This window comes from Fictibacillus sp. WQ 8-8, from assembly GCF_024494405.1.
Taxonomy (GTDB): domain Bacteria; phylum Bacillota; class Bacilli; order Bacillales; family Fictibacillaceae; genus Fictibacillus_C; species Fictibacillus_C marinisediminis.
The window spans coordinates 175,816-200,963 of sequence record NZ_JAMXKG010000006.1; the positions used below are offsets into that span (position 1 = coordinate 175,816).

The following is a 25,148-nucleotide window of genomic DNA, read 5'->3' on the forward strand; positions in this document are numbered from 1 at the left end:
AAGGTTACGAAAACAACCTTTTTCTTTTATCATCGCTGTTGCTTTTTTGCTTTCTCCAGTTCCTTTGGTTCGTATTTTTGTTTATAGGAATCGAGGAAGGTAATCCTTTCGAGCATAGTGGGGTGGCCATACAAAAAGAACTTCACGAGCTTTGGCGGATTCACTTCGCTGAGCCCTGAGATCGTCAGCTGCTGGAAAGCTCCAACTGCTGAGTCGGGATTCTTGGTCATCTCAATGGCATAGCGGTCTGCATCCTTCTCCGCTTTACGGGAAAACGCATTTTCAACAGGACCAGCAACAAACGACAATAGACTGAATATCAGGAGAAGCACCGGCAAGCCAGCGATATCACTCACTCCTTTGATACCCCACCGTTTGCCCCACTTTGAGATCGCCCAGGAATAAATTCTGCTTCCCAGGAAGAGGCCGAAGAACGACAGGATGATCGCACCTATGAGATTCTGATACAGATGTTTCATCACATAATGCCCCATCTCGTGGGCCATGACAAACAAAACCTGTTTATCGTTCAGTTTATCGAGCGTCGTATCCCATAATACAATTCGCAGGTTGGACCCTATGCCATTTACATAAGCATTGAGGGAATTGGTCTTTTCCGACATGTTCACTTCATATACGTTGGAAGCCGGTATATCTGCCCGTTCGGCCAGCGTTAATATTTTCTCCTTCAGCACCTGGTCCTTTAAAGGATAAAATTTATTATAGAGCGGATCAATCACAACGGGCTGGATGAAATACATAAAGATGGTGAACGGAATGGAGATCAGCCACGCGTACAGCCACCACTTCTTCTTACTTTTACGGATAAAAAAGTAGATGACGAGTACAGTTAATACCGTAAATATCCATCCTACCCAAAAGTCGATCAAACTGTCTTTCATCCATCCCTTGAACGGCTGTACGGAGATATGATAATCCCTTGAGATCGTATAGCTGTAGTATCGAAGCGGAAAGGTCAAAATCCAGCTCACAAAGGACAGCAAAAGGACATAAAGAGCTGTATGGATGACTGAAAAACGGGTCACTTGCTTGACAGTACTCCTCATTTTTTTTGATATTCCAAACCCTAAAACGAGCAGATAGATCAGCCATTCCAGCGGAACAGACAAAAAGTAGATCCAATCCTTTATCCTTGAGAAATCATAGCTCAGCTTAAGCTGCCTATCATTCATAAACATGGTAGGATCAGCAGCAGAACCCCGGAATTGTACCGGCAGATCGGCCTGAGCCCCATGCATTAAGTAATACCACATGGCGGCTCCATACAAAATAAAGCCAATAGCGACCAGAATTGCTTTTTTCACACGCTCTCCCCCTTACGGACATCCTATTCCTAGTTTAGGTAACTTTGTCCAAATTAGAACAAAAAAGAGCAAAAGCTTTCACATCTTTTAAAAAGCCTGTCCCAAAGTAGGAACAATATAAAGATTGTCATGCTGGAGATCGTAGCCATTCGGCTGTATGTACACGGCATTTAGCCCCATCAGCAGGGCCGGTGCGATTTCGTTGATAAAATTATCTCCGATGGAAACCGCTTCATCCGGCTTCACCTTATATTTGGACGTAATGGCCATCAGAATCTCTTTGGTCTTTACAGGCTTCTGTGAGGAAGGAAAGATCTCATCAAACACATCCTGCAGCTCCAGTTCAAGGAGCAGACGCAGCGCATCTTCTTTATCACTGTTTGTCATCAGAACAAGGTGTTTTTTCTTCTTCAGTTTCTCAAGGCTTTCCTTCAATAATGGCGTTTTTGTGAGTGAAAACTCATCACTGACCATATACACCTTTGTCGCGTTGTAGCAATCCCATGTATCCTGCTGGCTCAGACCGTAATGCATGGCGGTAACATAGGGCAGCCACCAGCCATCCCCAATAGCGATAAAGCGTTCAAAATCATATGTAAGTTCTCCAGAGTACTCCCTCTTCATGGTTTCTTCATTCATTTGAGTACCGTCCCAAAGATGTGCAGCCGTTACCTGCAAAGTCAGGGGATCGACAGTGAGCGACGCATTTTCTTTCAAGTCATACACTTTTCCGATGGCAACAGGATGTTTCCCCTGTTTCATCTCTTCATAAGAGTTATAAAACTCTCCTTGTATCGATATATCCGCCCGCTGCTGAAGTAGACGGCAATAATAGTCAAAATGATCAGTGTCCTCATAAAGGGTGCCATCTAAATCAAAGATTAAAAGCTTGCTTTTTTCTATCATTTCACGCATATACACAACTCCTCTCCTCTTTATTGTATGCTCATTATTTTCGGAAGTAAAACAGGCTGAGTATTCAGGTTAACTTTTTTTTCCATTTTTATATCCAGGTGATATACGTCCCTCGGTCAGAGAGCTTTCATCCATTCTTGCCATCAATTTCATGCCAAAAGCAGAAGAACACAAGGTGGAAATCCTAAGGCAAAGGTTGAAACAGCTTATTCTGTGCCATCTTCTTATGCAAAAAATGACATGGGGATGCTAATCAAAAAAAGATGGCCTTTAAAGCCATCTTTTTTGTTTGCTCTTCTTTCTTTTCGGTAAAAATGGGAATAGCAAAGAGGTGAGCGGATGAACGGTATCACAGAAACAGTAGTCAGGACATTACTTGGTTTGATCTTTCTATTGATCTTTACAAAAGTATTTGGAAAGAAACAGTTAGGAGAGCTAACCTACTTTAATTATGCGACGAGTATAGCCTTTGGCAACATCGTCGGAGAAATGATTATTCACTATAGAGAGGTTCCTATTTCCAATGGCTTAGTCGCGGTTTTGATATGGAGTTTTGCTCTCCTGGCTATCGAATTTCTTGTTAAACGGTCACCCAAGTCCAAATTGGCTCTGGAGGGTGAGCCTTGCATTGTTATAAAAAAAGGAATGATTATGCAGCAGGCGCTGGATAAGCTCAATCTCGGTCTGGATGATTTGTGCATGCTGCTGAGAAACCAGGAAATCTTCTCTATAACAGAAGTAGATTATGCTATCTTTGAGCCCAACGGACAGCTTAGTATAAAAAAGAAGAAAACGCCTGATGCTGCTCCCTCCCATTTCCTCCCTTCCGAACTGATTGTTGACGGAATTGTGATGCAAGGAAACTTGCGGGAATATGGACTTACTGAGGAATGGATCCAGAAAAAACTGCAAAATGCTGGTATCTCTTCCTATAAATCTGTTTTTTTTGCACAGCTGCAGGAAGATGGTACCCTTTACATTGCTCAAAAAAATAACGAAAAGCCGCTCATCATCTGAGCGGCTTTCTCATCATTCTGCGTTTACAGGGCGATGATTTTGCTCCTGTTTATTTTTCTCAATCACTTGATGAAGCTTATCCGGGAAGTTCGTGAACATCCCTGTTACTCCCCAATCGATCAATCGTTGCATATCTGCTGTTTCATTCACGGTGTAAGGATGAATTTCCAATCCGCCGTTTACCGCTTTTTGTACATAAGCTTTATCCAGGAAATCTTTGTTTGGACCGATTCCAGTTGCATATTGCTTATAGGAATTAAGATCCTGGTCAGTTAAAACTGCATGCTTCTTATATTCAAGAAGCTGAATTAATTTTAAAGATGGGTCAAGCTTGTGCACTTTCAGCAGGCTGTCTTTGCTGAACGATTGAACGAGCAGCGTGTCTTTATTGATGTGATATTTATTCACGAGGCTGATGAGCTTCTCCTCCATACCTGGATACACATCTGGTGATTTCGTTTCTATGTAGTAATTTTTGTTTTTGCCAAATGTCTTGAAAATCTCTTCAAGTGTAGGTACTTTCAACCCTTTGTACATCGGCTTCGCATATTGCGGATATTTTTCATTAAACCAAGAACCCGCATCAAGCTGTTTGATTTGATTTAAAGTGAAATCTTTCACTTCTCCCGTTCCGTTTGTTGTACGATCGACGGTTTCATCATGCATAGCGATCAGCTTGCCGTCTTTCGTCATCTGCAAGTCAATCTCAATATAGTCTCCATGCATCTTGTCACCCATATGATAGGAAGCCAGCGTATGTTCCGGAGCATAGCCAGATGCACCTCGATGTGCGACGTCAAGAACGTCATGGTGTTTTTGAACAGATTCAGCATCCGCATTATGTCCTGAAAACAGGCTGGCTCCAAGAACGGCCGCACTTAGTAAAGAAGTCATTTTTTGGTTCAACTTACTCTCCCCTTCCGCGTTATCGAACAGACCAAGCGTACCAAGGGAGTATTAAGCGGTAATAAAGCAGGTGTAAATAAGAGGTAAACGAATATTTAGAAAGTATAAATATTGTAAAATTTAAAAATGATCCGCGGAAAATATTTCTCAACAAAAAAAGACAAGCCTGTTAAGCAAGGCTCGTCTTCCGTTCTTCCAAATAATTTTCGATCGCATAGGCGACTCCGCTCTCATCATTCGTTTTGGTCACATGTTTTGCAATCTGTTTGATTTCATCGTAAGCATTCCCCATGGCAACACTGATGCCTGCCTTTTCAAGCATGGAGACATCGTTATAGTTATCCCCGATCGCCATCGTATCGTTCAGGCTTATGTTGTGCAGTTTGGCAAACTTCTCAAGGGCAACTCCTTTTTGAGCATCCGCATTTGTAATCTCAAGGTTATTATTTGCGGATGAACTGACGGCCAGATGATCAATCTTGCTCAGCCTGTCTACAGAGTTTGCGATTTTTTCCTGCTCACTGGAGAAGGCCAAAATTTTGTATACTTCGAGACCTTCTTTTTCCATCAGCTTGTCATAATCGCTAATATATTTAACTGTACCCAATTTAAACCGCCTTAATGCCGCTTTATGGACATCGTCTTCTGTGGCTTCAGGGTTTGAAGTCAGAACGATGTCTTTCATGACTTTAAACGCTTTTTCACGGTTATCTGTATAGGTGCCCTCACTCGTATACACTTCATAATAGATGTCGTTGGCACGAAGCGCTTTTTCAATGTCAAAGTATTGTTTTGACGGGATAGGAATGCTCGTAACCTTTTCCCATTTATCCGAGCGAATCTCAGCGCCGTTCACACAAATCAACGGAAGATACAATTCTGCTTCACTGAGTGTATATCTCGCTTCATCAAATGAACGTCCCGTAGCAATCACAACCATATGGCCTTTTTCCCTGGCTTTCTCAATAGCTTCTTTGTTCGCTTTCGTCACTTTCAATTGTTTGCTTACAAGTGTTCCGTCCATATCTATTGCTATCAGTTTCATCTTATCATCCTTTATCTCTTCTTTCCTTTTTTCAGTGTACCCCTTTTTTTCAATACATTACCTTAATTATTTATAAGAATGCAAGCGCATTTGCTGTAATAAAAAAAGAGCACAATAGCTCTTTACCCTTTAATCATTATGAAAAAAACCTGTAAACACATCGATGAAAGCATGAAGGACTTCTACAGATTGAAAAGGCTCATTTCTAAAAGATTGTTGCTTTGGGAACATTTTTGTAAAGAGCTTCATTGACAAGTTGATTGGAGTGGAAGGTGCGAGACTCCTGCGGGACGAGCGTGACAGGTGAAACCCGCAGGCACTTGCGCCGAGGGGTTCAGCGCACGCCCCGCGGAAAGGGAGCAGCCTGAAACGGAAATCAACCACTCCCAAGGGCAACAAAGGTTACGAAAACAGCCATTGAAAAAGAATAAGCGATAACACGGTTGTAGAAAACAATCCAATTGCAGCAAATCGAATAAGATGTAAACCCATACCATTCGCCAACTTTCTAATGGATGCCTATCCTAACGTGGTAACTTTTGTCATCCCATAAAAAAGGAGCAAATGCTTAAAGCCGCAACAGAGCTTAAAACCACTAAAATTATGTTCCAGTTCAGATACGCGGTCAAGCCTGCCACACATGCCCCCAATAATCCAAACCACATACTGTCCCCGTTTATATGCAGGATACCGGGGAAAATCAATGCTCCGAGAATGGCAAAAGGAACATTGCTTAAAATCCGCTGCAGTCTGGGAGGAATTCGGTTCGTATTGATGAGTACAAGAGGCAGGACACGCGGAAGATAAGTCACAACTCCCATGCCTGCAATCATCCAAAGCAGATTATTTTCCATGAACCTTCTCCTCCTTAACAAAAAATTCAATACCTACCGAAGAAATAAGAGTTGATAAAATGATTCCCCAGCCGCCTGCCAACGGTTCATAAAGAGAAAAGAGCGAGTTAAGAAGTGCAGCTGTTCCTGCCAATGCGATGACTTTTCGTGATTTTTTCGCAGAAGGAATCAAGAGCCCGATGAACATCGCGTAAAGAGCAACTGCCATACCGTTTTGGATCGTTGCAGGGAGTCCAGCACCAATCAAATAGCCGACCCCTGAATTAACGACCCAGCTGCCATACGCAATTAAACCTAAACCGAGCATAAAAGCTGATGTCAGCTTCTTTTCTGTTCGTGTGGCTGCTACTGAGAACGTCTCGTCGGTAATCAGAAATCCGTAAATAGCTTTAATCCACTTAGCGTCATCTTTCATTCTTTCGTTTAATGAAGCACTCATCAATAAATGGCGGATATTCATAATAAACGCGGTTATGATGATTTCAAAAGCACCCGTACCTGCTCCAATCATCGAAAGAGCAATGTACTGGGAAGCACCTGCAAAAACGATGACACTCATTCCAACCGTTTCAACCAACGACAGCCCGCTTGATTTCGCCAGCAATCCATATGTAAAAGCAATCGGCAAATAACCAATAGCAATAGATAGCCCCGCCTGAATACCTGTAGAGAATGGGTGACTTTCCTTTTCTGCAGAAGGGAATGGCAGCATGATGTAGAACACTCCTTTATTAGCTTCATTTTCAGATAATATGTTATATTATACATATTGTATGTTATATAAAACGAAACAACAAGGAGAATTTCTTTTTATGAATTTGAATGAAGTTATAGGCAGAAGGTTAAAAGCGATGAGAGGGCAGCGCAACTGGAGCCTTGAAAAAACGGCAAATGCAACTGGAGTTTCTAAACCCATGCTCAGCCAGATTGAACGGGGAGAATCCAATCCCACCGTCAGTACACTGTGGAAAATCGCAAATGGGTTAGGTGTTTCGTTCAGTTCCTTTTTGGAGGAGGATCAGCCTGCTATCAAAAAAGTAAACACTGCGGATGTTGAACCGATAGCAGACAAAGATGGGACATTCCTTGTAAGGCCGCTATTTCCTATGGAGCCTGGAAAATCCTTCGAAATCTATTCTGTCGAACTTCTTCCCGGATGCCATTATACGTCTGAGCCCCATGGGGATGGTGTAGAAGAATACATTCTCGTGGAAAAAGGCTGCCTCTCATTAACTGTCCATCAAAACTATTTTAATTTGTCAGCAGGTGAAAATATTCGTTTTGCTGCAGACTATGTTCATGTATATGAAAATCAGGAGAATGACCCTGTAAGAATAACGATGATGATTTATTATCCATAGAAAACAACCTTCCAAAACGATGGAAGGTTGTTTTCTGTTTGTATTACGATCGTGAGGTTGCCTTTTTCCTGGCAGGCGGAATATGAATCGCTTTTCCGGCTGCGTGCTCAACCGCTTCAAGCCATGCTTCACTTAACGATGGATGCGCATAAACCGGATAGGCTATGTCTTCATCCCTGGCTACCATTTCAAGGGCCGTTGTACCTGCCTGAATTAATTCCGCTGCACCGGCACCCATCATGTGAACACCGAGGAGAAGATCTGTCTTCTCATCAATGACCATTTTTGTGAGACCATCCTTCTGTCCGGCAATACTGGCAAACCCGTTGCCTCCCATGGCAAACTGGCCGGTCTTCACCTCATAGCCTTGCTGCCTCGCCTCTCCTTCTGTCAATCCTACTGATGCGATTGGAGGAACAGTTTGAATGATAAGCGGTACCAGCGCCAAGTTAAAGGATGTGTTCATGCCGCTGATATGCTCAGCCGCCACTTTTCCTTGCTTGATCGCCTTGCTGGCAAGCCTCCTGCCGATTGTGCAGTCTCCTGCAGCATAAATTCCATCAACATTTGTTTCACCGAATTCATTGACCATTATAAATCCTTGCTTATCGGTGCTGATGTTTAAGAATTCCAATCCCAGATCCTTCGTGTTTGGCCTGGATTCACCTGAAACCATCAGGTGGCTGGCATCCAGAGTGATTTTCTCCTGATCGCTTTGAATGGTAATAGCGACATTGGTTTCTGATGAATAGGCTTCGAGCAGTGTGCTGTTTTTGAAAAGCTTAATCTTGGACTTTTTTAATACCCGATGAAGTTCTTTAGAGATGGATTCATCCAGTCCAAATGTATCGTCCTCACAGATGACGGAAACTTCCGAGCCCAGGTTTCGATAAGCCATTGCCGTTTCAAGCGCGATGTAATCCGATCCGCTGATCACAAGATGTTCTGGCAGCTCCTGAAGGCGCGGAAGTTCATCGGCACTGATAATCTTTCCTTCCACCGGCACGATTCCGTGAGGTAATACAGGCGATGCTCCCACGGCAATAATCGCTTTTTCATACTCATACATTTCATAATGATGGCCGGAATCTACACCGATCCGGTTCCCAGACATAAATGTAGCTGTACCGGTGATGACTTCGATTTTATTTGCTTTGCAAAGAGCCTCTACCCCTTTTTGCAGAGCTGATACTGTTTTTTGCTGATACGCTTTAAATGTCTGCAGTTCAAATCCAGCTTCTCCTGTTTGGATGCCCATTTCGTTCAAATGAGACAATGACGCGAATGCTGCCGCCGCATGCGTCAGTGTCTTGGACGGAATGCATCCCGTATTCAGGCAGACCCCGCCCAGCTTTTCTTTTTCTATGATGGTCACTTCCATGCCGAGCTGTGCCGCACGGATGGCTGCATTATAGCCTCCTGGCCCTCCACCCGCTATGATCAGCTGCCGCTTTTGTGTAAATTCTCCTACGACCATTTTATATCAGCTCCAATACCATGACGGAAGGATTTTCAATCAGTTCTTTAAAACGGTTTGTAAATTGAACTGCCGTTGCCCCATCAGCGATTCGGTGGTCAAACGACATCGAAAGGTTCATCATGGATCTGATCTGAATCTCGTCGTTGATGATAACAGGCATCTTCTTCGTTTTATGGAAAGCCATTAAAGCAACTTCGGGATGGTTTATAATCGGGGTCGCACCCATGCTGCCCAAGGGCCCGACATTTGAGATCGTGAAGGTCCCGCCAGTCTGTTCATCTCTTGTGAGCCTGCCTTCTTTTGCCTTCATTATTTTTTCTTTCATATCGGAATTAATATCTTTAATGGTTCTGCGTTCTACATTCTTGATCACCGGCACAATCAGACCATCTTCAGCATCTGTGGCGATACCGATATTCACTTGCTTCTCAAGTCTGATGACTTCTTTTTCTTCATCCAGTTTGCTGTTGAAGATTGGGAAATCCTGCAGTGCAAGCTGAATGGCTTTTACAAAAAACGCTGCTACAGAAACGTTGAATCCCTTGTTGTTGTTAGGATCCAGCTCTTTCATCTGCTTCTTTAATTCAAGCAAATTCGTCATATCCACTTCCTCAAAATGGGTAACATGTGGAATGGTGAACAGCGATTGAGTCATCTTTTTCGCGATTTGCCTGCGGCGGCCTCTGAATGGAATTTCCTCTGCTTCTGCAGAGCGATTTTCGATTTCCAGCTTTACGGCAGGCTCGGCGGCTGCATGAATTTCGAATGCTTTCGGTTCTGTACTTCCTTTTGCAAACGACAATACATCCTGTTCTGTAATTCTTCCTGCCGGTCCGGTGCCTGTCACCTGTTCGATATCAACGCCGTGCTCTCTCGCTATTTTACGGGTGTAAGGTGCAGCCATAACCCGCTTATTCAGCATCGCGATGGAAGCTTCTCTTTCAGGTGCTTGTGCTGTTGGTTCCTGCACCACCTTTGGAGAGTCAATCTCCGTTATAGACTCTTGGCCAGAACCCTCTCCTTGCAGAGTAAGAAGAACCGTTCCTACAGTGACCGTCTCTCCTTCCTTCACAAGAATGTCAGTAACCTTGCCTGCGATTGGTGACGGCAGTTCTGCGGTCACTTTATCGGTTTGAACTTCAACAAGAGGCTGGTCAATGGAAACCGTATCTCCAGGTTTTACAAAGAAATGAATGATCTCTCCTTCATGCATCCCTTCGCCTATGTCATGCAACTTTACTTCAACCATTTTTACAGCCTCCTAAAAGTTAATCACTTTATGAATTGCTGATGTTACTCTTGCTGCGTCCGGAAGATAATGGTCCTCCAGGGCAAACATCGGTACTGGCGTATCAAAACCGGTAACCCGTTCTACCGGCGCCTTCATATAAAGGAATGAAGTATCGTTGATTAAAGAAACAAGGGTATCTCCAAGGCCTCCTGTAGATGATGCCTCGTGTACGATGACTACTCTGCCTGTCTTTTGGACACTTTGGGCGATCAGGTCTTTATCAAGCGGATACAGTGTACGCAGATCAATAACTTCTGTACTTACCCCTTGTTTTTCTGCTTCTTCTGCTGCTTTTAATGCTGTATCGACCATCGCCCCATAAGTCAGTAATGTTACGTGTTCTCCTTCTTTCAGAACACTTCCTTTACCGATTTCTACGGTGTACTTTCCTTCTGGAACATCCATCTTTGAGCTTCTGTAGCATCTCATCGGCTCAAGGAAAAGCACTGGATCCGGATCCTCTATGCTCGCGATGAGCAGCCCTTTGGCATCATACGCATTCGACGGAACAACCACTTTGATTCCCGGCATGTGAGTGAACAGAGCTTCCACCGAATCAGAATGGATTTCAGGAGCGCGCACACCTGCACCGAACGGAGCACGGATAACCATAGGGACCGTGAAAGCACCTAGTGTTCTTGCTCTTATCCTTGAAGCATGAGTCATGATCTGGTTAAATGCTGGATAAATAAAGCCAAGGAACTGCATTTCTGCTACAGGGCGAAAGCCGTTCATCGCAAGCCCAATGGATGTACCGATAATCCCTGACTCAGCCAGCGGAGTGTCAATGATACGCTTTTCGCCAAACTCATCCATCAAACCGTCCGTCGCCCGGAAAACTCCTCCGTTGCGCCCGACGTCTTCACCTAAAACGATGACTTTTTTGCTTTCCCTCATCATCGTTCTAAGCCCGTCCGTTACAGCCTGAACAAGTGTCAGCTTTTTCGTTTCAACTGCTGCAGTTGTCATCTTACTCCCCCCTCATAAGCGCATACGCTTCTTTTTGGTCGTTGATCGGCCATGGATTTTCTGCAAAAACATGATCAAACATGTCATTAACGTGCGGCGGTTTTTCGTTTTCCATTTCTTTAACGGCTGCTTCAATCTCCGCCGTTATTTCTTTTTCAAGATCTGAAGCCCATTGGCCGTCCCAGATGTTTTCCATCTTCATATACTTTTCCAGCCGGATAAGAGGATCAGTCGTTTCACGCCGAATCGTACTCTCGTTTTGGTCTCTGTATTTGGACGGATCGTCTGCTGTCGTATGGGCACCATATCTCCAGGTAACGGCCTCAATTAAAGTAGGACCGCCTCCAGCCCTTGCCTTTTCAATGGCCGCTTTCGTATGGAAGTACACGGAAAATACATCATTGCCATCCAGCCTTATTCCTTCAATATCATAGCCGAGTGCCTTTTGTGCGATGGTCTTTGCCTTCATTTGCTTTTCAATTGGAACAGAGATGGCAAAACCGTTGTTCTGGTTGAAAAAGACAACCGGAATGTTAAACACGCTCGCAAAGTTAAGCCCTTCATGAAAATCACCCTCTGAGGTCGCTCCATCTCCAAAGTAAACGATGGAGGCACGGTCAGTTCCTTTCATTTTTTCAGCCCATGCTGTCCCGGTTGCATGAAGAAGCTGAGAAGCAATCGGAACGGCAGGCGGAAAAATGTTCTTTCCAGCGGGGGGAATACAGCCTTCCTGGCGGCCTTTCCAATAGAGAAGCACATTCTTTACGGAGTGTCCGAACGTTAACGTCGCCCCATGGTCACGGTAGGTAGGGAACATCCAGTCTCCTTCTCCCATCGCCATGGCACTGCCGATCTGCGCCGCTTCCTGGCCTTCAAACGGCACGTACGTTCCGATTCGGCCCTGCCGCTGAAGATTTACTCCTTTGCGGTCAAAGAGACGGGCTCTCAGCATTTTCGTATAGAGATTTTTCACGAGTTCTTCCGTCAGCCTGCTTTTATATGAATCATCCACCAGCATTCCCTTTTCGTTTAAAATCTGCTTCTTCGGAAATTGACTTTCCACACTAACTCCCCCTTTAATTTGATAGATTCCGTTTTAATGCCGCACATTCCATTTCGGTCTTTTATCATGGGAAAAGAAACTGTTTCGCTGTTGTCGGTGTTCAATCCTGTCCTCACAGAAGCGGTTGGCTGCCTCCATGGTAGATAGATTCTGTTCCTTGCTCTGTTTATAGATTGCCAGAAGAGAATCATAGATGGCTCTAGTCTGGTTCAGCACACGGCCCTTATTCGGTCCGTAAAGCTCATCAGCGACCTGGATCAACCCGCCGGCGTTCACGATATAGTCCGGTCCGTAAAGGATTCCTTTCTGCTGAAGATAGATTCCGTGTTTGTCTTCAAGCAGCTGGTTGTTTGCACTTCCGACAACCGCTTTGACCTTGAGCCTGTCGATGGTTTCGTCATTGACAATACCTCCAAGTGCACAAGGAACAAATATATCAGCGTTCACTCCGTAAATTTCATCGCCATCAACAACTTCAACCGTTCCCGGAAGAAGCTCCGCCCGGTCCACGATACTCTTTAGCGCCTGCTGGTTAATATCGGTGACGTACACATGGGCACCGGCAGCGACAAGCTGCTCCGCTACCTTATAGCCAACTTTTCCAAGCCCCTGTACACTGTAGGACATACCGGAAAGATCTTCTGAGCCATACAGCGCCTGGATGGTTGCTCGAAGCCCGTATATGACACCCTGTGCAGTAGGGACGGACGAATCCCCGCTTCCTCCATATTCATCCGGCACACCTACTATACAGGACGTTTCTTTCAGGGCATGCACGAAGTCATCCGGTGTTGTCCCCATATCTGTGCCTGTATAAAAGCGGCCGTTAAGAGAATCTACGAATTGGCCGAAAGCACGGAATAATGCCGGAGATTTATCTGTTGTCGGATCGCCGATGATCACCGACTTTCCTCCCCCAAAATCCACGTCTGCTCCAGCACACTTGTACGTCATCCCCCTCGACAGCCGAAGTACATCCTCAAGTGCTTCATCCGTTGATTTATACGGGCGCATTCTGCAGCCTCCTAGTGCCGGCCCAAGCGTGGTGTTATGTATTGCAATAATGGCTTTTAAGCCGGTGGCTTGATCGTTGCAGAATACAACCTGTTCATGCTGTGATATCTTTTCAAACATGCTTACTCCCCCTTGGTGATCCTTTATCTCTTTGGCGCTTTAAAGTAAGCGCTTTCATTTTATGGCATTTAGCTCGTCATTTCATGCAGTTTCTGAGAGATTTTTTCTTTTGGAAGAATGTATTGTGTGACCTCTCCCTCTCCTACTGTTGCTTTTTCATTTCTTACTTCAACTTTGCATATCACAGCTCTTCCTTTTAGTTCTGTAAGGGTTGCTTGTATTTCAAGCTTCATTCCTTCAGGTGTAGGCGCTAGATGGGAAGCTTTGATTCCTCCACCTATTCCTTCCTCATCTTCTTCAAGGTAAGGCAGAATAATCTGCCTCGCTGCCCACTCCATATGATAGACCATGGATACGGTGGAATAAGCAGGATGAACGAGTTTTCCTTCGAATTGCGCAAACATATCCGGTGTCACTACAGCTGTAATGGTTGCTGTATCACCGATTTTCATTCCTGGTTTCATGACATCACCTCTTAATAGATACATCCATTCGTTAGACCGCAGACAATGAGGACATATTCCAGCTAATGGTCCATGCCCTCATTTATTCATTCGTTTAAACACGATAATTATATAACGTTTTCTTAACGTAATGATATCATTTTGTTGAATAGTCAGTCAATGAATAGCCTGAAGATTTCAAATCTATACAATATAGCAAGACTATGAAAAAATAAAAACCAGAAGGAGTGAAAATATGGAAAAGTGTCTTTTATGCCAGCCATTCGGGCTGGAGGATCAGGAGATTGTGTTCGAAAACAAAACGTGTCTGTATATCCAAAGCCCGCAAAACCAGACGATCCTTGAAGGAAGCGGATTGATCATTCCAAAAGCTCACCGGCCGTCTGTCTTTGATCTTACACAGGAAGAATGGAACGATACCTACAGTCTTTTGGCCTTCGCTAAAGCTTATCTTGATCGAACACTGAAGCCGGATGGCTATAATATCGGTTGGAACAGCGGCGAAATTGGCGGCCAGCATATCCTGCATGCCCATCTTCATGTTCTTCCCCGTTTTTCAGATGAACCTTACGCGGGGCGAGGAATTCGCTCCTGGCTCAAAAGCCCCTCCAACAAACGCCCTCAAAATGTATAAAAAGCTGTGTTCCTGCCGGAACACAGCTTTAGTTTTGCCTCGTGATTTATGAAAGAAGAGCCCTGTCGCTCGCCATTTTTTCTCCTCTTATGCGCTGAAACTCATTGAGAAGACTTTCTACGGTTAGAGACTTTTTGCTGACTTCATCGACATCCAGGATGATCTGCCCTTTATCCATCATAATCAGCCGGTTGCCGAGGTCGATCGCCTGCTGCATGTTATGAGTGACCATTAAGGTAGTAAGCCCGTGTGCGGCCACAATCTCCTTCGTCAGCTCCGTAATGAGCGCCGCGCGGGAAGGATCAAGTGCTGCTGTATGCTCGTCCAAAAGCAGGATATCGGGCTCTGTAAAAGTTGCCATAAGCAGGGACAGCGCCTGGCGTTCACCTCCGGATAGCAGGCCGACTTTAGCGGTAAAACGGTTTTCCAGGCCCAAATGAAGAGACTTTATTGCTTCCTTAAAGAAGTCCCTGGATTTTCTCGTAATCCCCCGTTTAAGAGTTCTTCTCTTATTGCGCGCGTAAGCCATCGCCAGATTTTCCTCAATCGTCATCGTCGGAGCCGTTCCCGCCATTGGGTCCTGAAAGACCCTTCCAATAAACTTGGAACGTTTATGTTCAGGCAAAGAAAGTATGTTTTTTCCTTTAATCATAACCTGGCCTGCATCGGGAAACAGTACACCTGAAATAACATTCATTAAGGTTGATTTTCCCGCTCCGTTGCTCCCGATAACTGTGACAAAATCTCCAGGTTCCAGTTGCAGGTTGATGTTCGACAGGCCGATTTTTTCATCGGGTGTGTCTTCGTTAAAGATTTTATGAACCGAATTTAGATGCAGCAATTTCTTCACCCTTTCTGTCCATAGTCTGATGGTTCAGCTGCTTTCTCCTCGTTTTCCTCGCCTGTTCCTTTCTCGCTTCCAGCAGTTTAGGAAGGACAAGAGAGCAGACAACGATCAGCGCTGTAATCAATTTCAAATCACCCGTTTCAAAAAATTCAATCTGCAGGGCAAAGGCAATGATGATGCGATAAACAACGGCCCCTAAAACAACCGCAAGCGTTGCACGGGCAATGGACTTTGTTCCGAACAAAGCTTCACCGATAATGACAGAAGCGAGTCCGATAATAATCATGCCAATCCCCATCCCGACGTCAGCAAAACCTCCGTATTGGGCGATGAGTGCACCAGCAAAAGCGACAAGAGCGTTTGACAACCCCAGCCCAAGAACCGTTAAGCCATCCGTGTTTGCCGAAAAACTTCGGATCATCCGCTTATTGTCTCCAGTCGCCCGGAGTGCCAACCCAATCTCCGTTTTCAGGAACCAGTCAGCTGCAAATTTGATAAGAATCGTCACGATCGCCATGACAAAAAAGATGCCCCAGGTTTTTGGAAGACTATCTCCCAGTCCAATAGCTGTGAACAGCTTATTGAACATGCTGTCGAGCCCAAGTTTCTGCCAAAAGGAAGTGATTAAAGTAAATGCTGTATCTTCTCCCAGAAGCGGTACATTTGAACGCTGATCCATAATCCGGAGGTTGATGGAGTAGAGGGCGATCATCATGAGAATTCCGGATAAGAGCGGATTAATTTTTCCTTTGGTATGTAAGATTCCTGTTATACAGCCTGCGATAAATCCAGCGAGTATTCCTGCCATCGTGGCAATAAAAGGATTCTGTCCGTGGACTATTAAACTGGCAGATATCGCTGCACCTGTTACAAAACTTCCGTCTACCGTTAAGTCTGGAAAGTCCAGGATACGGAACGAAAGGTATACACCGAGTGCCATAATGGCATAGATCACACCTGATTCCAAAGCGCTAAAGAGTGCAAACATCTGTATTCCTCCCCTAAAAAGCGTTTGTCTTTATAAACTGCATACGGTTTGCTCTTTCCCTTTGCCATCGAAAAAAACGTGCTGGATTTGACCAAAAGCGATGTGTCAAACCCAACACGGGAGACTTACTTTGTATATTCAGCCATTGAATCCCATTCAGTTTTCAGTTTGATGTTCATGGCTTTTGCAGCTTTCTTATTGATGACGAGTTTCAGCTTTTGAGGGTATTGCACCTTAATTTCGCTAGGCTTCTTTTTACCTTTCAAAATGTCCGCTGCCATCTGCCCGGCTTCATAGCCGATGTCATAATAATCGAATCCGTATGCGGCGAAGGCTCCGCGTTTTACAGAATCAAGCTCACCTGCAAACATCGGTATATCTTTGTCTTCAGCCACACTGATAACGGATTCGAGGGCAGATACTACTGTATTGTCGGTAACGATATAAAAAACATCCGCACGTCCGACGAGTGATTCTGCAGCCTGCTTCACATCCGCAGAGGTTGAGACACTGACTTCCACTGGTTTCAGATTAGATTCCTCAAGCGCTTTTTTCACAAGGTCTACCTGGGCAACAGAGTTCTGTTCTCCTTTGTTGTAAATCAAGCCCACTGTTTTTGCATCGGTCTGTTTGTCAATAAACTCTATCGTTTTTGGGATAGCATCAGGATGAGTATCCGTCGTTCCAGTAATGTTGTCTCCAGGTTTTTCAAAGCTTTGTACGAGCTTGGCTCCGACTGGATCCGTTACTGAAGTAAATACGATCGGAATGTCTTTTGTAGCGTTAAGAGCATGCTGGGCACTCGGTGTGGAGTTGGCAAAAATGAGATCTACTTTTTCACCCACAAGATTCTTGGCAATCGTCTGAGAATTGTTTGGATCTCCTTGCGCTAGCTGGACATCATACTTTACATTTTTCAGTCCGCTGGCAGAAATAGCTTTTTTAAAGCCCTTATAGGCCGCATCAAGCGACGGGTGCTCTACAATCTGAGTGACACCAATCTTGATTTCCTTGCCGCCTTTTTCCTCACTGTTCGTTTCTTTCGATGTTCCGCAGCCTGCCAGCAGCACCATACCAGCCAGTGAAACACCGAGTAAACTCTTCCACTTCATCATTCTCTTTTTCCCCCTTTTTACTACAGCAGACATCTCCCTATCTCGTTGCAGCACTGGTTGAACGGTCATGCCTCTAGTAAATTTTTCAAACTATTTACAAAATTAATTATATTATAAATTCTTTTCCTTTTAAAGGTCTGTTCCTTGTTTTTGTCAGCTAGAAACCTCGCTGCTCTTGCGGCTGATGGCCTGTCCGGCATCTTTCATCATTTTCTGTATCAGCTCGCTTGCTGAAGGCATGTCTTTAATCAATCCTGCAATCTGCCCGCTGTTGATGAATCCTTGCTCAAAGTCACCCTTTATTGCGCCTGCAATGTGCTGGTCTTCCGTCGTCAGTGCATTAAATTCTTCGAGCGTAATGCCTTCTGATTCCTTCGATAGCAGTCTCTCGGCATAAGGAGCTTTCATCACTCTGCGGATTCTTCCGACCGAACGGCCCACAACAACTGTATCCCGGTCATCTGCCTGAATGAGCGCTTCTTTATAGCGCAGGTGGAACGGTGCTTCTTTAACTGCTATGAATCTCGTACCGAGCTGCACACCCTCTGCCCCGAGCATCATGGCGGCCGCTACACCTCGTCCATCCCCGATGCCGCCAGCTGCGATCAGCGGAATCTTGATCGCATCGGCTACCTGCGGAATGAGCGTCATCGTTGTTGTTTCAAATGGAGAGTTTAAACCAGCTGCCTCATATCCTTCTGCGACAATGAGATCTGCTCCCGCGTCTTCTGCCTTTTTCGCATGATAAACAGAAGCGGCCACGCAAATGACTTTAATGCCGTGTTCCTGCAGCTTGTGAATGTAGGGGGCGGGATTTCCAGCTGATAAAGAAACAACGGGAACATGGTGCTTGATGATCAGCTTAAAGATTTCTTTTACGTTGGATGCCACAGTGAGCGGAACATTGACAGCGAACGGCTTCGATGTTTTCGAAGCAGCCTCCACGATCATCGCTTCTACTTCATCAGGGAGCATCGTCCCTACTCCAATTGTCCCCAGCGCACCTGCGTTTGAGATAGCCGCTGTCAGCTGTGCATTGCTGACATTCCCCATTCCTCCTTGAATAATGGGATATTGGATGCCTAAAATCTTGCATACAGTGTTCATTTTCTTACTCCTTTCTATGAATCTGTTATACTTTTTATAAGTCAGAACAACAGGGAGAATCTATTCTATGAATTACACATTTAACGGAAAAGAGCCGCAGATTGATGAAAGCGCTTTTATAGCCCCAGGCGTACATATCATTGGCGATGTCAAAATCGGCAAAGAATCCAGTATCTGGTTTAACAGTGTCCTTCGCGGGGATGAAGGGCCGATCACCATTGGAGATCGCTGCAATGTCCAGGATAACTGCACACTGCATCTATACGAGCAGTATCCCCTTGTTCTTGAGGATGAAGTGTCAATCGGGCATAATGTCATCCTTCATGGCTGCACGGTCAGAAAGGGTGCACTGATCGGAATGGGTGCTACAATCCTCGACGGTGCTGAGATTGGTGAACAAGCCTTTATCGGAGCAAACACCCTTATCCCTCCCGGAAAAAAGATTCCGCCCCGTACCATGGTCATGGGTTCTCCCGGCCAAGTCATTCGGGAGTTGAACGACAAAGACCTGGAGATTATCCGAATAACCATTGAAACGTATCAGCAAAAAGGGCAGCAGTTTAAGCAGGAGTTAAAATAATGGAAATAAAAAGCACTTTCCCGCTCAGGATGAAAGTGCTTTTTGTTTACAAATCTACAGTTCCTGGATGAGCGGGTGGTTCAGCGCGTTGTAAGATTTGTCTCTTTTCAGTTCGTTTCCTTCTTGATAGATCTCCTCGAAAAAGCGGCTGGAAGGACCGGCGAGTGTTCTGTAATAATCTCCAAATAAGGAGGCCGCATAATCTCCGAGCCAGTCGGATGGGAGAAGTTCTTGAGGAAGCCCTGGATCAACAAACAGGAACTTGCGGTATTCATGGACGAGCTTTGTTCGTTCTACAAAGCACTCGCCATCTGTCATCTCGCCCTTTTCAATCTTATTCTTATCAATCACATACTTTTGGGAGTACGTCTTAATAAACTCATCATATTTCCGGTTAGTATCCGCCAAGTCCCAGCACTCATTCACGAGCTGTGCGTTCTCATGAGGTCCTTCATAAGTTGCCGTGAAAAAGTGTACAAAATCCTGGATCTCATATTTCTCCATCATCTGCTTGATCTGTTCTTTCTGGTTGTTGGGAGAAATCCAGAAGCTGTTGGCCAAAAGACCGAATCCGCTCCATACTAATTCTTTTCTTAACTCGTCCCTGATGCTTCTTTTTTCTTCGGGAATGGTATACGTAAACATGTACCAAGTACCGTCCCATTTTTCGGGCTGCAGCTTAAAAATCCGTTTTGCAGCTTCATCCATCCGTCTTGCTCCGCGCGGAGTTAAGTAATAATAGCTCTTGTTCCCCTGCTTGCGCGAAACGATCCAGCCCTGTTTGTTCATACGGGAGATGGCTGCCCTTACCGCCTGTTCGTTATGGCCGAACTCCTCAAGAAGGCGGATCAGGCTTCCAATCCATATTTCATTGCCATAGTGGCGTATGTAATCTCCATACAGCGTAAAAATCATTGAACGCGTGTTTAAACTGTTTTGCATGACTGTCCCTCATTTGCTTTACTGTCAATTTAGATGACTCTTATCCTACCAAAACACATAGAGCAGAACAAGCCATCCAGGTAAAATCTACTCCCCTTTAAAAACAGGAGGTCTTTTTTCACTGAAGGCATCAAGCGCCTCCACTCTGTCTTTTGTAGGAATGGTCACTTCATAGGCTTTGGCCTCGATCGCAAGCCCTGTCTGCAGGTCGGTTTCCATACCGTGCTTGATGGAGTACTTTGCCTGCTGCACAGCGATCGGTCCGTTCTTCAGGATGGCGGCAGCATATTCTACACACGCCGGCAACAGTTCTTCTCTAGTCACCGCTTTATTCAGAATGCCGTATTGCCAGGCTTCATCAGCCTTCATTTTCTTGGCTGTCAGAATAAGCTCCATCGCTTTAGCCTGCCCAATTAATCGCGGAAGCCGCTGTGTTCCACCTGCACCCGGAATAATCGCCCAGCTAAGCTCAGTCAGGCCCATGGAAGCTGAATCAACGGAAACTCTAATGTCGCATGCAAGCGCCAGTTCAAACCCGCCACCGAACGCATGGCCGTTAATTGCGGCGATCGTAGGCTGCGGAAGCGCCTCAACCGCAGAAAATACATCACGGATTTTTCGTACGTTGCGTTTAACATCGGCCTCTGAGAGGGTGCGCCGCTCTTTGAGATCCGCTCCTGCGCTGAAGGCTTTCTCTCCTGCCCCTGTAAAAATAACAACACGGACATCTTGATTATGATGAATCTCATCAACAACCTCACCGAGCCGCTGAAGTGTTCGATAGTTAAAGCAGTTCAGCACTTCAGGACGGTTTAACGTAACATAAGCGATATGGTCTTTTACTTCATAAAGAATAGCTTCTGGCATTTCATTCTCCCCTTACTCCTCTATATTTTCAACGACGGCAGCGATGCCCTGGCCCACTCCGATGCACATCGTTGCCAGCCCATGCTTTACGTTTCGTTTCTTCATCTCATGAATTAGCGTCGTAAGGATTCTTGCACCGCTCGCTCCAAGCGGATGTCCAAAAGCAATCGCGCCGCCGTTCACATTTACCTTTTGCTGATCAAGCTCCAGCTGTTTTATGCACTCCAGAGATTGGGAGGCAAATGCTTCATTCAGTTCGATCAGACCAAGCTCCTCCAGCGTGATGCCCGCCCGCTGCACCGCTTTTCTGCTCGCTTCAATCGGCCCCAGCCCCATAACTGAAGGCTCCAGACCAGAAACAGCAGAAGCCTTATAGCGCGCCAGAGGTTTCACGCCCAATTCCTTTGCTTTTTCAGCGCTCATCATCAACAGCACAGCTGCACCGTCATTCACTCCGGATGCATTTCCTGCAGTGATCGTGCCGCCGGCAAACAAAGGTTTGAGCCCTGACAATTTTTCAGCTGTAGTACCTGGTCTAGGATGCTCATCCTTATCAAAAATGGTTTCATTGCCTTTTCTATCCTTTAAAACTACAGGAATGATTTCTTCGTTAAACCGCCCTGCTTCTATCGCTTTCTGGGCCCTGTGCTGGCTCTCTGCCGCAAAGCTGTCCTGCGCCTCACGGGAAATTCCACAGCGCTGCGCCACATTTTCAGCCGTCTGCGGCATGGAGTCCGTTCCATACTTTTCATTAAGGAGCGGGTTGATGAACCGCCAGCCGATTGTTGTGTCAAACATCTTCATGTCGCCGCGCGGAAATTCCGCATCCGGCTTCGCCATTACGAAAGGTGCTCTTGTCATACTTTCCGTCCCGCCGACAATGAAGATATCTCCCTCATTCGCCATGATGGCCCTTGCTCCATAGATAAAGGCATCAAGTCCGGAACCGCACAATCGATTGATCGTCGTACCGCCAACCTCGACAGGAAGTCCTGCCAGTAACGCCGCCATGCGGGCTACGTTCCGGTTATCCTCTCCTGCACCATTTGCGTTTCCAAGAATAACTTCTTCAACCTCTGCAGCTGGTACATTCGGATTTCTCTCCAGTAACGCCTTAATGGCAATACTTGCAAGGTCATCCGGCCGGACGTTTTTCAACCCGCCTTTGTAGCGGCCGATGGGCGTCCTCACTGCATCGACAATAACGGCTTCTCTCATTTGGTTACGCCGCCCTTCTCGATCATATAATCATAGACGCCGCGTCCGGTCTTGCGGCCAAGTCTTCCCGCTTTCACATATTTAACAAGAAGCGGACATGGACGGTATTTTTCACCGAGGGTCTGATGAAGATAGTTTAAGTTGTTAAGCCGTGTATCCAGACCGACAAGATCGCCAAGTTCAAACGGCCCCATCGGATAGTTTAAACCAAGCTTGATCGCTTTATCGATTTCTTCCGGAGTACCTACACCTTCCTGAAGCATAAAGAACGCTTCGTTTCCGACCATCGCCGAAATCCGGCTCGTTACAAAGCCAGGAAACTCGTTAACAATGACCGTTTCTTTTCCCATCCGCTCTGCTGCTTCTTTTACCGCCGCTGCTGTTTCATCGCTCGTTTCATGCCCCCTTACAATCTCAACAAGCGGCATCTTGTGGACCGGGTTGAAAAAGTGCATAGCGACGACCTTTTCAGGACGCTGCGTAAATGAACCGATTTCAGTCGGGCTCATAGTCGATGTATTTGTAGCTAAAAAGCAGTGATCTGGTGCTGCTTTGTCCAGCTCTTTGAATACAGCCTTTTTAATCTCAAGATTTTCCGGAACGGCTTCAATGACCAAGTCAGCCTGGCTTGCCGCTTCCGAAAGATGGCTGGAGTAAGAAAGCCGATTTTTCGCCGTTTCAGCTTCTTCTGCACCCAGCTTTCCTCTGGCAACACCTTTTGAAAAAATGGCTTCTATTTCACGTTCCGCGTTTTTTAGCGCTTCCTCCTGAACATCAACCAGCTGCACATGGAAGCCCCCTACTGCTGCACTGTAGGCAATTCCTCTGCCCATTACTCCTGATCCGACAACAACGATGGATTGCATCAATGGTATCTCCTCCACATTCCTTGAATGTTGCAAAAGCGAGCCCTGCTGCAGCCCGCTTTTTTTATTTTTCAGCTATATATAGATCCTCGAATGTTTGTCTTCCTGAAGGAATGGAAGCTGGTTAGAACCAGCCACATTCCAGCATACAATCTATTTCCCTGTAAACACGGGCTTGCGTTTTTCCATAAATGCGGTAACCCCTTCTTTATGGTCCTGGGTGCTGCCCGCTGTTTTCTGTGCAAGTGCCTCATATTCCAGCACTTCGTTTAAATCGCTCTCCCAGCTTTTATTCATGTACCGTTTGATCAGACCGATTGCTTTCGTCGGCATATTCGCCAATCTCACCGCAAATGTCTCCACTTCCTGAACAAAAACTTCATCGGATACAACCTTTGTGACAAGACCCAATTCTTTTGCCTGTTCAGCAGAAATTTTCTCGCCTAAAACAGCAAGTTCCATGGCTTTCGCATGTCCGACAAGCCTCGGAAGGAAGTACAGATTGCCTGAATCGGGCACAAGCCCTACATGGATGAACGCTTCGATAAAGCTCGCTCTTTCAGAAGCCACCCTGAAGTCACAGGCAAGTGCCAGACTCATTCCGGCGCCGGCTGCCACTCCATTTACAGCAGCGATGACCGGCTTCTCAATGGAAACAAGCGCCTGGACCATTGGATTATAACCTTGGCGGAGAACCTCTCCGTAGTCAGGATTGTCGCTTCCACCGAGATCCTGGCCGGAGCAGAACGCACGCCCTGCGCCAGTGATAACGATGGCACGGACTTCTTCATCTTTGCCGGCCGTTTTTAACGCGGAAAGCATCTCTTTATGCATCACTCTCGTGAACGCGTTGAGCTTGTCGGGCCTGTTCAGTGTAATCCAGGCTACTCCGGCTCTTGTTTCGTACATGATCGTTTCAAACATCAGCGCTCCTCCTTATTTCCCCTTGAAATTAGCCCGCCGTTTTTCAGCAAAAGCTTTCATGCCTTCCTTCTGGTCTTCAGAAGAAAACAGCAGATAGAAATTTTTTCTTTCAAACTGCATGCCGTCGAGAACAGAGTCATCGACCGCTTTATAGACCGTCTCTTTAATCAACCGTAAGGAGAGCGGTGCTTTGGAGGCGATGGTACGTGCAAATTTCATTGCTTCTTCTAACACGAGTTCAGGAGCTACTACCCTGTTGATCACCCCGTGCTGATGAGCCTCCTTCGCAGTCATCGGTTCACCGAGCCACAGCCATTCCAGTGCTTTTTTCTGCCCCATGAGCTTGGTCAGCTTGACTGTTCCTCCTGCACCAGGCATCACGCCAAGCTTGATTTCCGGAAAACCGAACTGTGCTTTTTCAGAAGCAAAAAGGATGTCACAGCACAGCGCAAGCTCAAACCCGCCGCCGAAACAAAATCCGCTTACCGCTCCGATAATCGGCTTCTTGATGGTGTGCAGCTGGTCCCAATCCTTGAACTGGTTAAGCAGTTCAAGCGTAATGGCATCGTCATTCATCATTTCATCGATATCGGCTCCGGCCGCAAATGCCCGGTCGTTTCCGGTTAGAACGATCGCTTTCACTTGGTCATCACGGTCATATTGCTCAAAAGCAGACAGAAGCTCTGACACCATGCTTCGGTTGATGGCGTTAAGCACTTTGGGGCGGTTAAGCTCAATCAGTGCAATACCCTCTTCTACTTTTGACGTTATCGTTGTGAAATTACTCATTCACTTCCTCACCGATCATCAATGTAACGAGGTCTCCGGCAAAAGACATCAAGTCTTTGCCCGAAGCTTTTCCTTCAGCTGATTTCATCCCTGCTTTTAATGATTCATGATCGTCATAATACATTTCACAGAGCAAGTAGTATTTGCTTTCTCCCATTGGGGAGCCTACAATCTTTGTTACTTCCATTTTGCGAAGCCCTGGAATCTTTTTCGTTACTTCTGTATGTGTACCGAAATAATGGTCATCAAATCTTTCCTTGTTCTCCGGAGTTTTATAAAGTGCGATCAATTTTACCATTTGTATCTTCCTCTCGACTGTATATTTATTGGTTCGTCATAATAAGACAGCATTACATCATTTCTATAAAACTGGCTGTTCCCCTTTTTCTTTTTGGCTGTTTTCGTAACCTTTGGTGCTCTTGGAAGGCGGTTGATCTCCGTTTCAGG

General features: G+C 45.7%; 27 protein-coding genes. 4 read left to right on the forward strand and 23 right to left on the reverse strand.

Translation table 11 applies throughout. The features are described 5' to 3' along the window. Positions 1 to 29 precede the first annotated feature (29 nt). Both M1K46_RS15105 and M1K46_RS15110 read right to left on the reverse strand, forming a co-directional pair. A complete protein-coding gene (locus tag M1K46_RS15105; protein ID WP_254781553.1) occupies positions 30 to 1,325 on the reverse strand; it encodes a M48 family metallopeptidase in 1,296 nt (431 codons plus the stop codon). Positions 1,326 to 1,412: 87 nt separating this feature from the next. Further along, positions 1,413 to 2,240, reverse strand: coding sequence for an HAD family hydrolase (locus M1K46_RS15110; protein ID WP_256226623.1), 828 nt, complete (start codon positions 2,238 to 2,240; stop codon positions 1,413 to 1,415). Positions 2,241 to 2,579: 339 nt separating this feature from the next. On the opposite strand from M1K46_RS15110, the gene M1K46_RS15115 reads away from it, so the two are divergent. Further along, the gene (locus M1K46_RS15115) at positions 2,580 to 3,257 is read left to right on the forward strand and encodes a YetF domain-containing protein (RefSeq protein WP_256226624.1); all 678 of its coding nucleotides are present in this window, start codon (positions 2,580 to 2,582) and stop codon (positions 3,255 to 3,257) included. Positions 3,258 to 3,269: 12 nt separating this feature from the next. Here M1K46_RS15115 and M1K46_RS15120 read toward each other — a convergent pair whose 3' ends face one another. The 4 genes from M1K46_RS15120 to M1K46_RS15135 all read right to left on the reverse strand — a co-directional run bounded on the left by M1K46_RS15120 (position 3,270) and on the right by M1K46_RS15135 (position 6,774). After that, a complete protein-coding gene (locus tag M1K46_RS15120; RefSeq protein ID WP_375162212.1) occupies positions 3,270 to 4,151 on the reverse strand; it encodes a glycerophosphodiester phosphodiesterase in 882 nt (293 codons plus the stop codon). Positions 4,152 to 4,332: 181 nt separating this feature from the next. Continuing rightward, a complete protein-coding gene (locus M1K46_RS15125) occupies positions 4,333 to 5,208 on the reverse strand; it encodes a Cof-type HAD-IIB family hydrolase (RefSeq protein ID WP_256226626.1) in 876 nt (291 codons plus the stop codon). A 542-nt stretch (positions 5,209 to 5,750) separates the two neighbouring features. Beyond that, positions 5,751 to 6,062: an AzlD domain-containing protein gene (locus M1K46_RS15130; RefSeq protein ID WP_248251672.1), complete on the reverse strand. Its 312-nt coding sequence runs from the start codon at positions 6,060 to 6,062 to the stop codon at positions 5,751 to 5,753. Beyond that, positions 6,052 to 6,774, reverse strand: coding sequence for an AzlC family ABC transporter permease (locus M1K46_RS15135; RefSeq protein WP_248251671.1), 723 nt, complete (start codon positions 6,772 to 6,774; stop codon positions 6,052 to 6,054). The genes M1K46_RS15130 and M1K46_RS15135 overlap by 11 nt, the downstream gene beginning before the upstream one ends. Before the next feature lie 100 nt (positions 6,775 to 6,874). Here M1K46_RS15135 and M1K46_RS15140 point away from each other — a divergent pair, with 100 nt between their 5' ends. Further along, the gene (locus M1K46_RS15140; RefSeq protein WP_256226627.1) at positions 6,875 to 7,423 is read left to right on the forward strand and encodes a helix-turn-helix domain-containing protein; all 549 of its coding nucleotides are present in this window, start codon (positions 6,875 to 6,877) and stop codon (positions 7,421 to 7,423) included. A gap of 43 nt (positions 7,424 to 7,466) precedes the next feature. Here M1K46_RS15140 and lpdA read toward each other — a convergent pair whose 3' ends face one another. The 6 genes from lpdA to M1K46_RS15170 form a co-directional block, all read right to left on the reverse strand. Then, the gene (lpdA, locus tag M1K46_RS15145; protein ID WP_256226628.1) at positions 7,467 to 8,900 is read right to left on the reverse strand and encodes a dihydrolipoyl dehydrogenase; all 1,434 of its coding nucleotides are present in this window, start codon (positions 8,898 to 8,900) and stop codon (positions 7,467 to 7,469) included. A gap of 1 nt (position 8,901) precedes the next feature. Continuing rightward, a complete protein-coding gene (locus tag M1K46_RS15150) occupies positions 8,902 to 10,152 on the reverse strand; it encodes a dihydrolipoamide acetyltransferase family protein (RefSeq protein ID WP_256226630.1) in 1,251 nt (416 codons plus the stop codon). A 12-nt stretch (positions 10,153 to 10,164) separates the two neighbouring features. After that, positions 10,165 to 11,163 (reverse strand): alpha-ketoacid dehydrogenase subunit beta, encoded by a 999-nt coding sequence (locus tag M1K46_RS15155; protein ID WP_256226631.1) that lies wholly within the window; start codon positions 11,161 to 11,163, stop codon positions 10,165 to 10,167. Between the two features lies 1 nt (position 11,164). After that, positions 11,165 to 12,226, reverse strand: a complete 1,062-nt coding sequence (gene pdhA, locus M1K46_RS15160) for a pyruvate dehydrogenase (acetyl-transferring) E1 component subunit alpha (protein WP_256226632.1) — start codon at positions 12,224 to 12,226, stop codon at positions 11,165 to 11,167. A gap of 33 nt (positions 12,227 to 12,259) precedes the next feature. Beyond that, on the reverse strand, positions 12,260 to 13,360 hold the full coding sequence (locus M1K46_RS15165) for a Leu/Phe/Val dehydrogenase (protein ID WP_248251665.1): 1,101 nt from the start codon (positions 13,358 to 13,360) through the stop codon (positions 12,260 to 12,262). A gap of 68 nt (positions 13,361 to 13,428) precedes the next feature. After that, a complete protein-coding gene (locus tag M1K46_RS15170; protein ID WP_053355506.1) occupies positions 13,429 to 13,824 on the reverse strand; it encodes a thioesterase family protein in 396 nt (131 codons plus the stop codon). Positions 13,825 to 14,059: 235 nt separating this feature from the next. Here M1K46_RS15170 and M1K46_RS15175 point away from each other — a divergent pair, with 235 nt between their 5' ends. Continuing rightward, positions 14,060 to 14,458 carry an HIT family protein gene (locus M1K46_RS15175; RefSeq protein WP_256226633.1) on the forward strand — a complete coding sequence of 133 codons (399 nt, stop codon included), beginning with the start codon at positions 14,060 to 14,062 and terminating at the stop codon, positions 14,456 to 14,458. Between the two features lie 46 nt (positions 14,459 to 14,504). Here M1K46_RS15175 and M1K46_RS15180 read toward each other — a convergent pair whose 3' ends face one another. The 4 genes from M1K46_RS15180 to M1K46_RS15195 form a co-directional block, all read right to left on the reverse strand. Beyond that, positions 14,505 to 15,299 carry an ABC transporter ATP-binding protein gene (locus M1K46_RS15180; protein ID WP_256226634.1) on the reverse strand — a complete coding sequence of 265 codons (795 nt, stop codon included), beginning with the start codon at positions 15,297 to 15,299 and terminating at the stop codon, positions 14,505 to 14,507. Further along, positions 15,274 to 16,293, reverse strand: a complete 1,020-nt coding sequence (locus M1K46_RS15185; protein WP_053355509.1) for an ABC transporter permease — start codon at positions 16,291 to 16,293, stop codon at positions 15,274 to 15,276. The genes M1K46_RS15180 and M1K46_RS15185 overlap by 26 nt, the downstream gene beginning before the upstream one ends. A gap of 125 nt (positions 16,294 to 16,418) precedes the next feature. Further along, positions 16,419 to 17,405: an ABC transporter substrate-binding protein gene (locus M1K46_RS15190; protein ID WP_256226776.1), complete on the reverse strand. Its 987-nt coding sequence runs from the start codon at positions 17,403 to 17,405 to the stop codon at positions 16,419 to 16,421. 156 nt (positions 17,406 to 17,561) lie between these two features. Next, positions 17,562 to 18,515, reverse strand: a complete 954-nt coding sequence (locus M1K46_RS15195) for an NAD(P)H-dependent flavin oxidoreductase (protein ID WP_256226635.1) — start codon at positions 18,513 to 18,515, stop codon at positions 17,562 to 17,564. Between the two features lie 67 nt (positions 18,516 to 18,582). Here M1K46_RS15195 and M1K46_RS15200 point away from each other — a divergent pair, with 67 nt between their 5' ends. Then, positions 18,583 to 19,095: a gamma carbonic anhydrase family protein gene (locus M1K46_RS15200; RefSeq protein ID WP_091006882.1), complete on the forward strand. Its 513-nt coding sequence runs from the start codon at positions 18,583 to 18,585 to the stop codon at positions 19,093 to 19,095. Positions 19,096 to 19,149: 54 nt separating this feature from the next. Here the strand turns inward: M1K46_RS15200 and paaX are convergent, their stop codons facing one another. The 7 genes from paaX to M1K46_RS15235 form a co-directional block, all read right to left on the reverse strand. Further along, on the reverse strand, positions 19,150 to 20,037 hold the full coding sequence (paaX, locus tag M1K46_RS15205; protein WP_062236571.1) for a phenylacetic acid degradation operon negative regulatory protein PaaX: 888 nt from the start codon (positions 20,035 to 20,037) through the stop codon (positions 19,150 to 19,152). Between the two features lie 87 nt (positions 20,038 to 20,124). After that, on the reverse strand, positions 20,125 to 20,904 hold the full coding sequence (locus tag M1K46_RS15210; RefSeq protein ID WP_256226636.1) for an enoyl-CoA hydratase-related protein: 780 nt from the start codon (positions 20,902 to 20,904) through the stop codon (positions 20,125 to 20,127). Positions 20,905 to 20,916: 12 nt separating this feature from the next. Further along, positions 20,917 to 22,122 carry a thiolase family protein gene (locus M1K46_RS15215; RefSeq protein WP_256226637.1) on the reverse strand — a complete coding sequence of 402 codons (1,206 nt, stop codon included), beginning with the start codon at positions 22,120 to 22,122 and terminating at the stop codon, positions 20,917 to 20,919. Beyond that, positions 22,119 to 22,991, reverse strand: a complete 873-nt coding sequence (locus tag M1K46_RS15220) for a 3-hydroxyacyl-CoA dehydrogenase (RefSeq protein ID WP_256226638.1) — start codon at positions 22,989 to 22,991, stop codon at positions 22,119 to 22,121. Before M1K46_RS15220 ends, M1K46_RS15215 begins: the two co-directional genes overlap by 4 nt. A 150-nt stretch (positions 22,992 to 23,141) precedes the next feature. Beyond that, a complete protein-coding gene (locus tag M1K46_RS15225) occupies positions 23,142 to 23,912 on the reverse strand; it encodes an enoyl-CoA hydratase-related protein (RefSeq protein ID WP_256226639.1) in 771 nt (256 codons plus the stop codon). Positions 23,913 to 23,924: 12 nt separating this feature from the next. Continuing rightward, the gene (locus M1K46_RS15230) at positions 23,925 to 24,701 is read right to left on the reverse strand and encodes an enoyl-CoA hydratase/isomerase family protein (protein ID WP_256226640.1); all 777 of its coding nucleotides are present in this window, start codon (positions 24,699 to 24,701) and stop codon (positions 23,925 to 23,927) included. Then, entirely contained in the window at positions 24,694 to 24,999 is a 306-nt protein-coding gene (locus M1K46_RS15235) for an EthD family reductase (RefSeq protein WP_256226641.1), read from the reverse strand. Before M1K46_RS15235 ends, M1K46_RS15230 begins: the two co-directional genes overlap by 8 nt. Between the last annotated feature and the right edge of the window lie 149 nt (positions 25,000 to 25,148).

Bases quoted from the DNA above. Each gene is read 5' to 3' on its own strand.
- M1K46_RS15115 (WP_256226624.1), top strand. From the start codon at position 2,580: ATGAACGGTATCACAGAAACAGTAGTCAGGACATTACTTGGTTTGATC.
- M1K46_RS15155 (WP_256226631.1), bottom strand. From the start codon at position 11,163: ATGACAACTGCAGCAGTTGAAACGAAAAAGCTGACACTTGTTCAGGCT.
- M1K46_RS15135 (WP_248251671.1), bottom strand. From the start codon at position 6,774: ATGCTGCCATTCCCTTCTGCAGAAAAGGAAAGTCACCCATTCTCTACA.
- M1K46_RS15195 (WP_256226635.1), bottom strand. From the start codon at position 18,515: ATGAACACTGTATGCAAGATTTTAGGCATCCAATATCCCATTATTCAA.
- M1K46_RS15235 (WP_256226641.1), bottom strand. From the start codon at position 24,999: ATGGTAAAATTGATCGCACTTTATAAAACTCCGGAGAACAAGGAAAGA.
- M1K46_RS15200 (WP_091006882.1), top strand. From the start codon at position 18,583: ATGAATTACACATTTAACGGAAAAGAGCCGCAGATTGATGAAAGCGCT.
- M1K46_RS15185 (WP_053355509.1), bottom strand. From the start codon at position 16,293: ATGTTTGCACTCTTTAGCGCTTTGGAATCAGGTGTGATCTATGCCATT.
- M1K46_RS15225 (WP_256226639.1), bottom strand. From the start codon at position 23,912: ATGTTTGAAACGATCATGTACGAAACAAGAGCCGGAGTAGCCTGGATT.
- M1K46_RS15120 (WP_375162212.1), bottom strand. From the start codon at position 4,151: ATGACTTCTTTACTAAGTGCGGCCGTTCTTGGAGCCAGCCTGTTTTCA.
- M1K46_RS15125 (WP_256226626.1), bottom strand. From the start codon at position 5,208: ATGAAACTGATAGCAATAGATATGGACGGAACACTTGTAAGCAAACAA.
- M1K46_RS15140 (WP_256226627.1), top strand. From the start codon at position 6,875: ATGAATTTGAATGAAGTTATAGGCAGAAGGTTAAAAGCGATGAGAGGG.
- M1K46_RS15210 (WP_256226636.1), bottom strand. From the start codon at position 20,904: ATGCCAGAAGCTATTCTTTATGAAGTAAAAGACCATATCGCTTATGTT.
- M1K46_RS15110 (WP_256226623.1), bottom strand. From the start codon at position 2,240: ATGCGTGAAATGATAGAAAAAAGCAAGCTTTTAATCTTTGATTTAGAT.
- M1K46_RS15150 (WP_256226630.1), bottom strand. From the start codon at position 10,152: ATGGTTGAAGTAAAGTTGCATGACATAGGCGAAGGGATGCATGAAGGA.
- M1K46_RS15170 (WP_053355506.1), bottom strand. From the start codon at position 13,824: ATGAAACCAGGAATGAAAATCGGTGATACAGCAACCATTACAGCTGTA.
- M1K46_RS15175 (WP_256226633.1), top strand. From the start codon at position 14,060: ATGGAAAAGTGTCTTTTATGCCAGCCATTCGGGCTGGAGGATCAGGAG.
- lpdA (WP_256226628.1), bottom strand. From the start codon at position 8,900: ATGGTCGTAGGAGAATTTACACAAAAGCGGCAGCTGATCATAGCGGGT.
- paaX (WP_062236571.1), bottom strand. From the start codon at position 20,037: ATGCAAAACAGTTTAAACACGCGTTCAATGATTTTTACGCTGTATGGA.
- M1K46_RS15230 (WP_256226640.1), bottom strand. From the start codon at position 24,701: ATGAGTAATTTCACAACGATAACGTCAAAAGTAGAAGAGGGTATTGCA.
- M1K46_RS15165 (WP_248251665.1), bottom strand. From the start codon at position 13,360: ATGTTTGAAAAGATATCACAGCATGAACAGGTTGTATTCTGCAACGAT.
- M1K46_RS15190 (WP_256226776.1), bottom strand. From the start codon at position 17,405: ATGAAGTGGAAGAGTTTACTCGGTGTTTCACTGGCTGGTATGGTGCTG.
- M1K46_RS15215 (WP_256226637.1), bottom strand. From the start codon at position 22,122: ATGAGAGAAGCCGTTATTGTCGATGCAGTGAGGACGCCCATCGGCCGC.
- M1K46_RS15130 (WP_248251672.1), bottom strand. From the start codon at position 6,062: ATGGAAAATAATCTGCTTTGGATGATTGCAGGCATGGGAGTTGTGACT.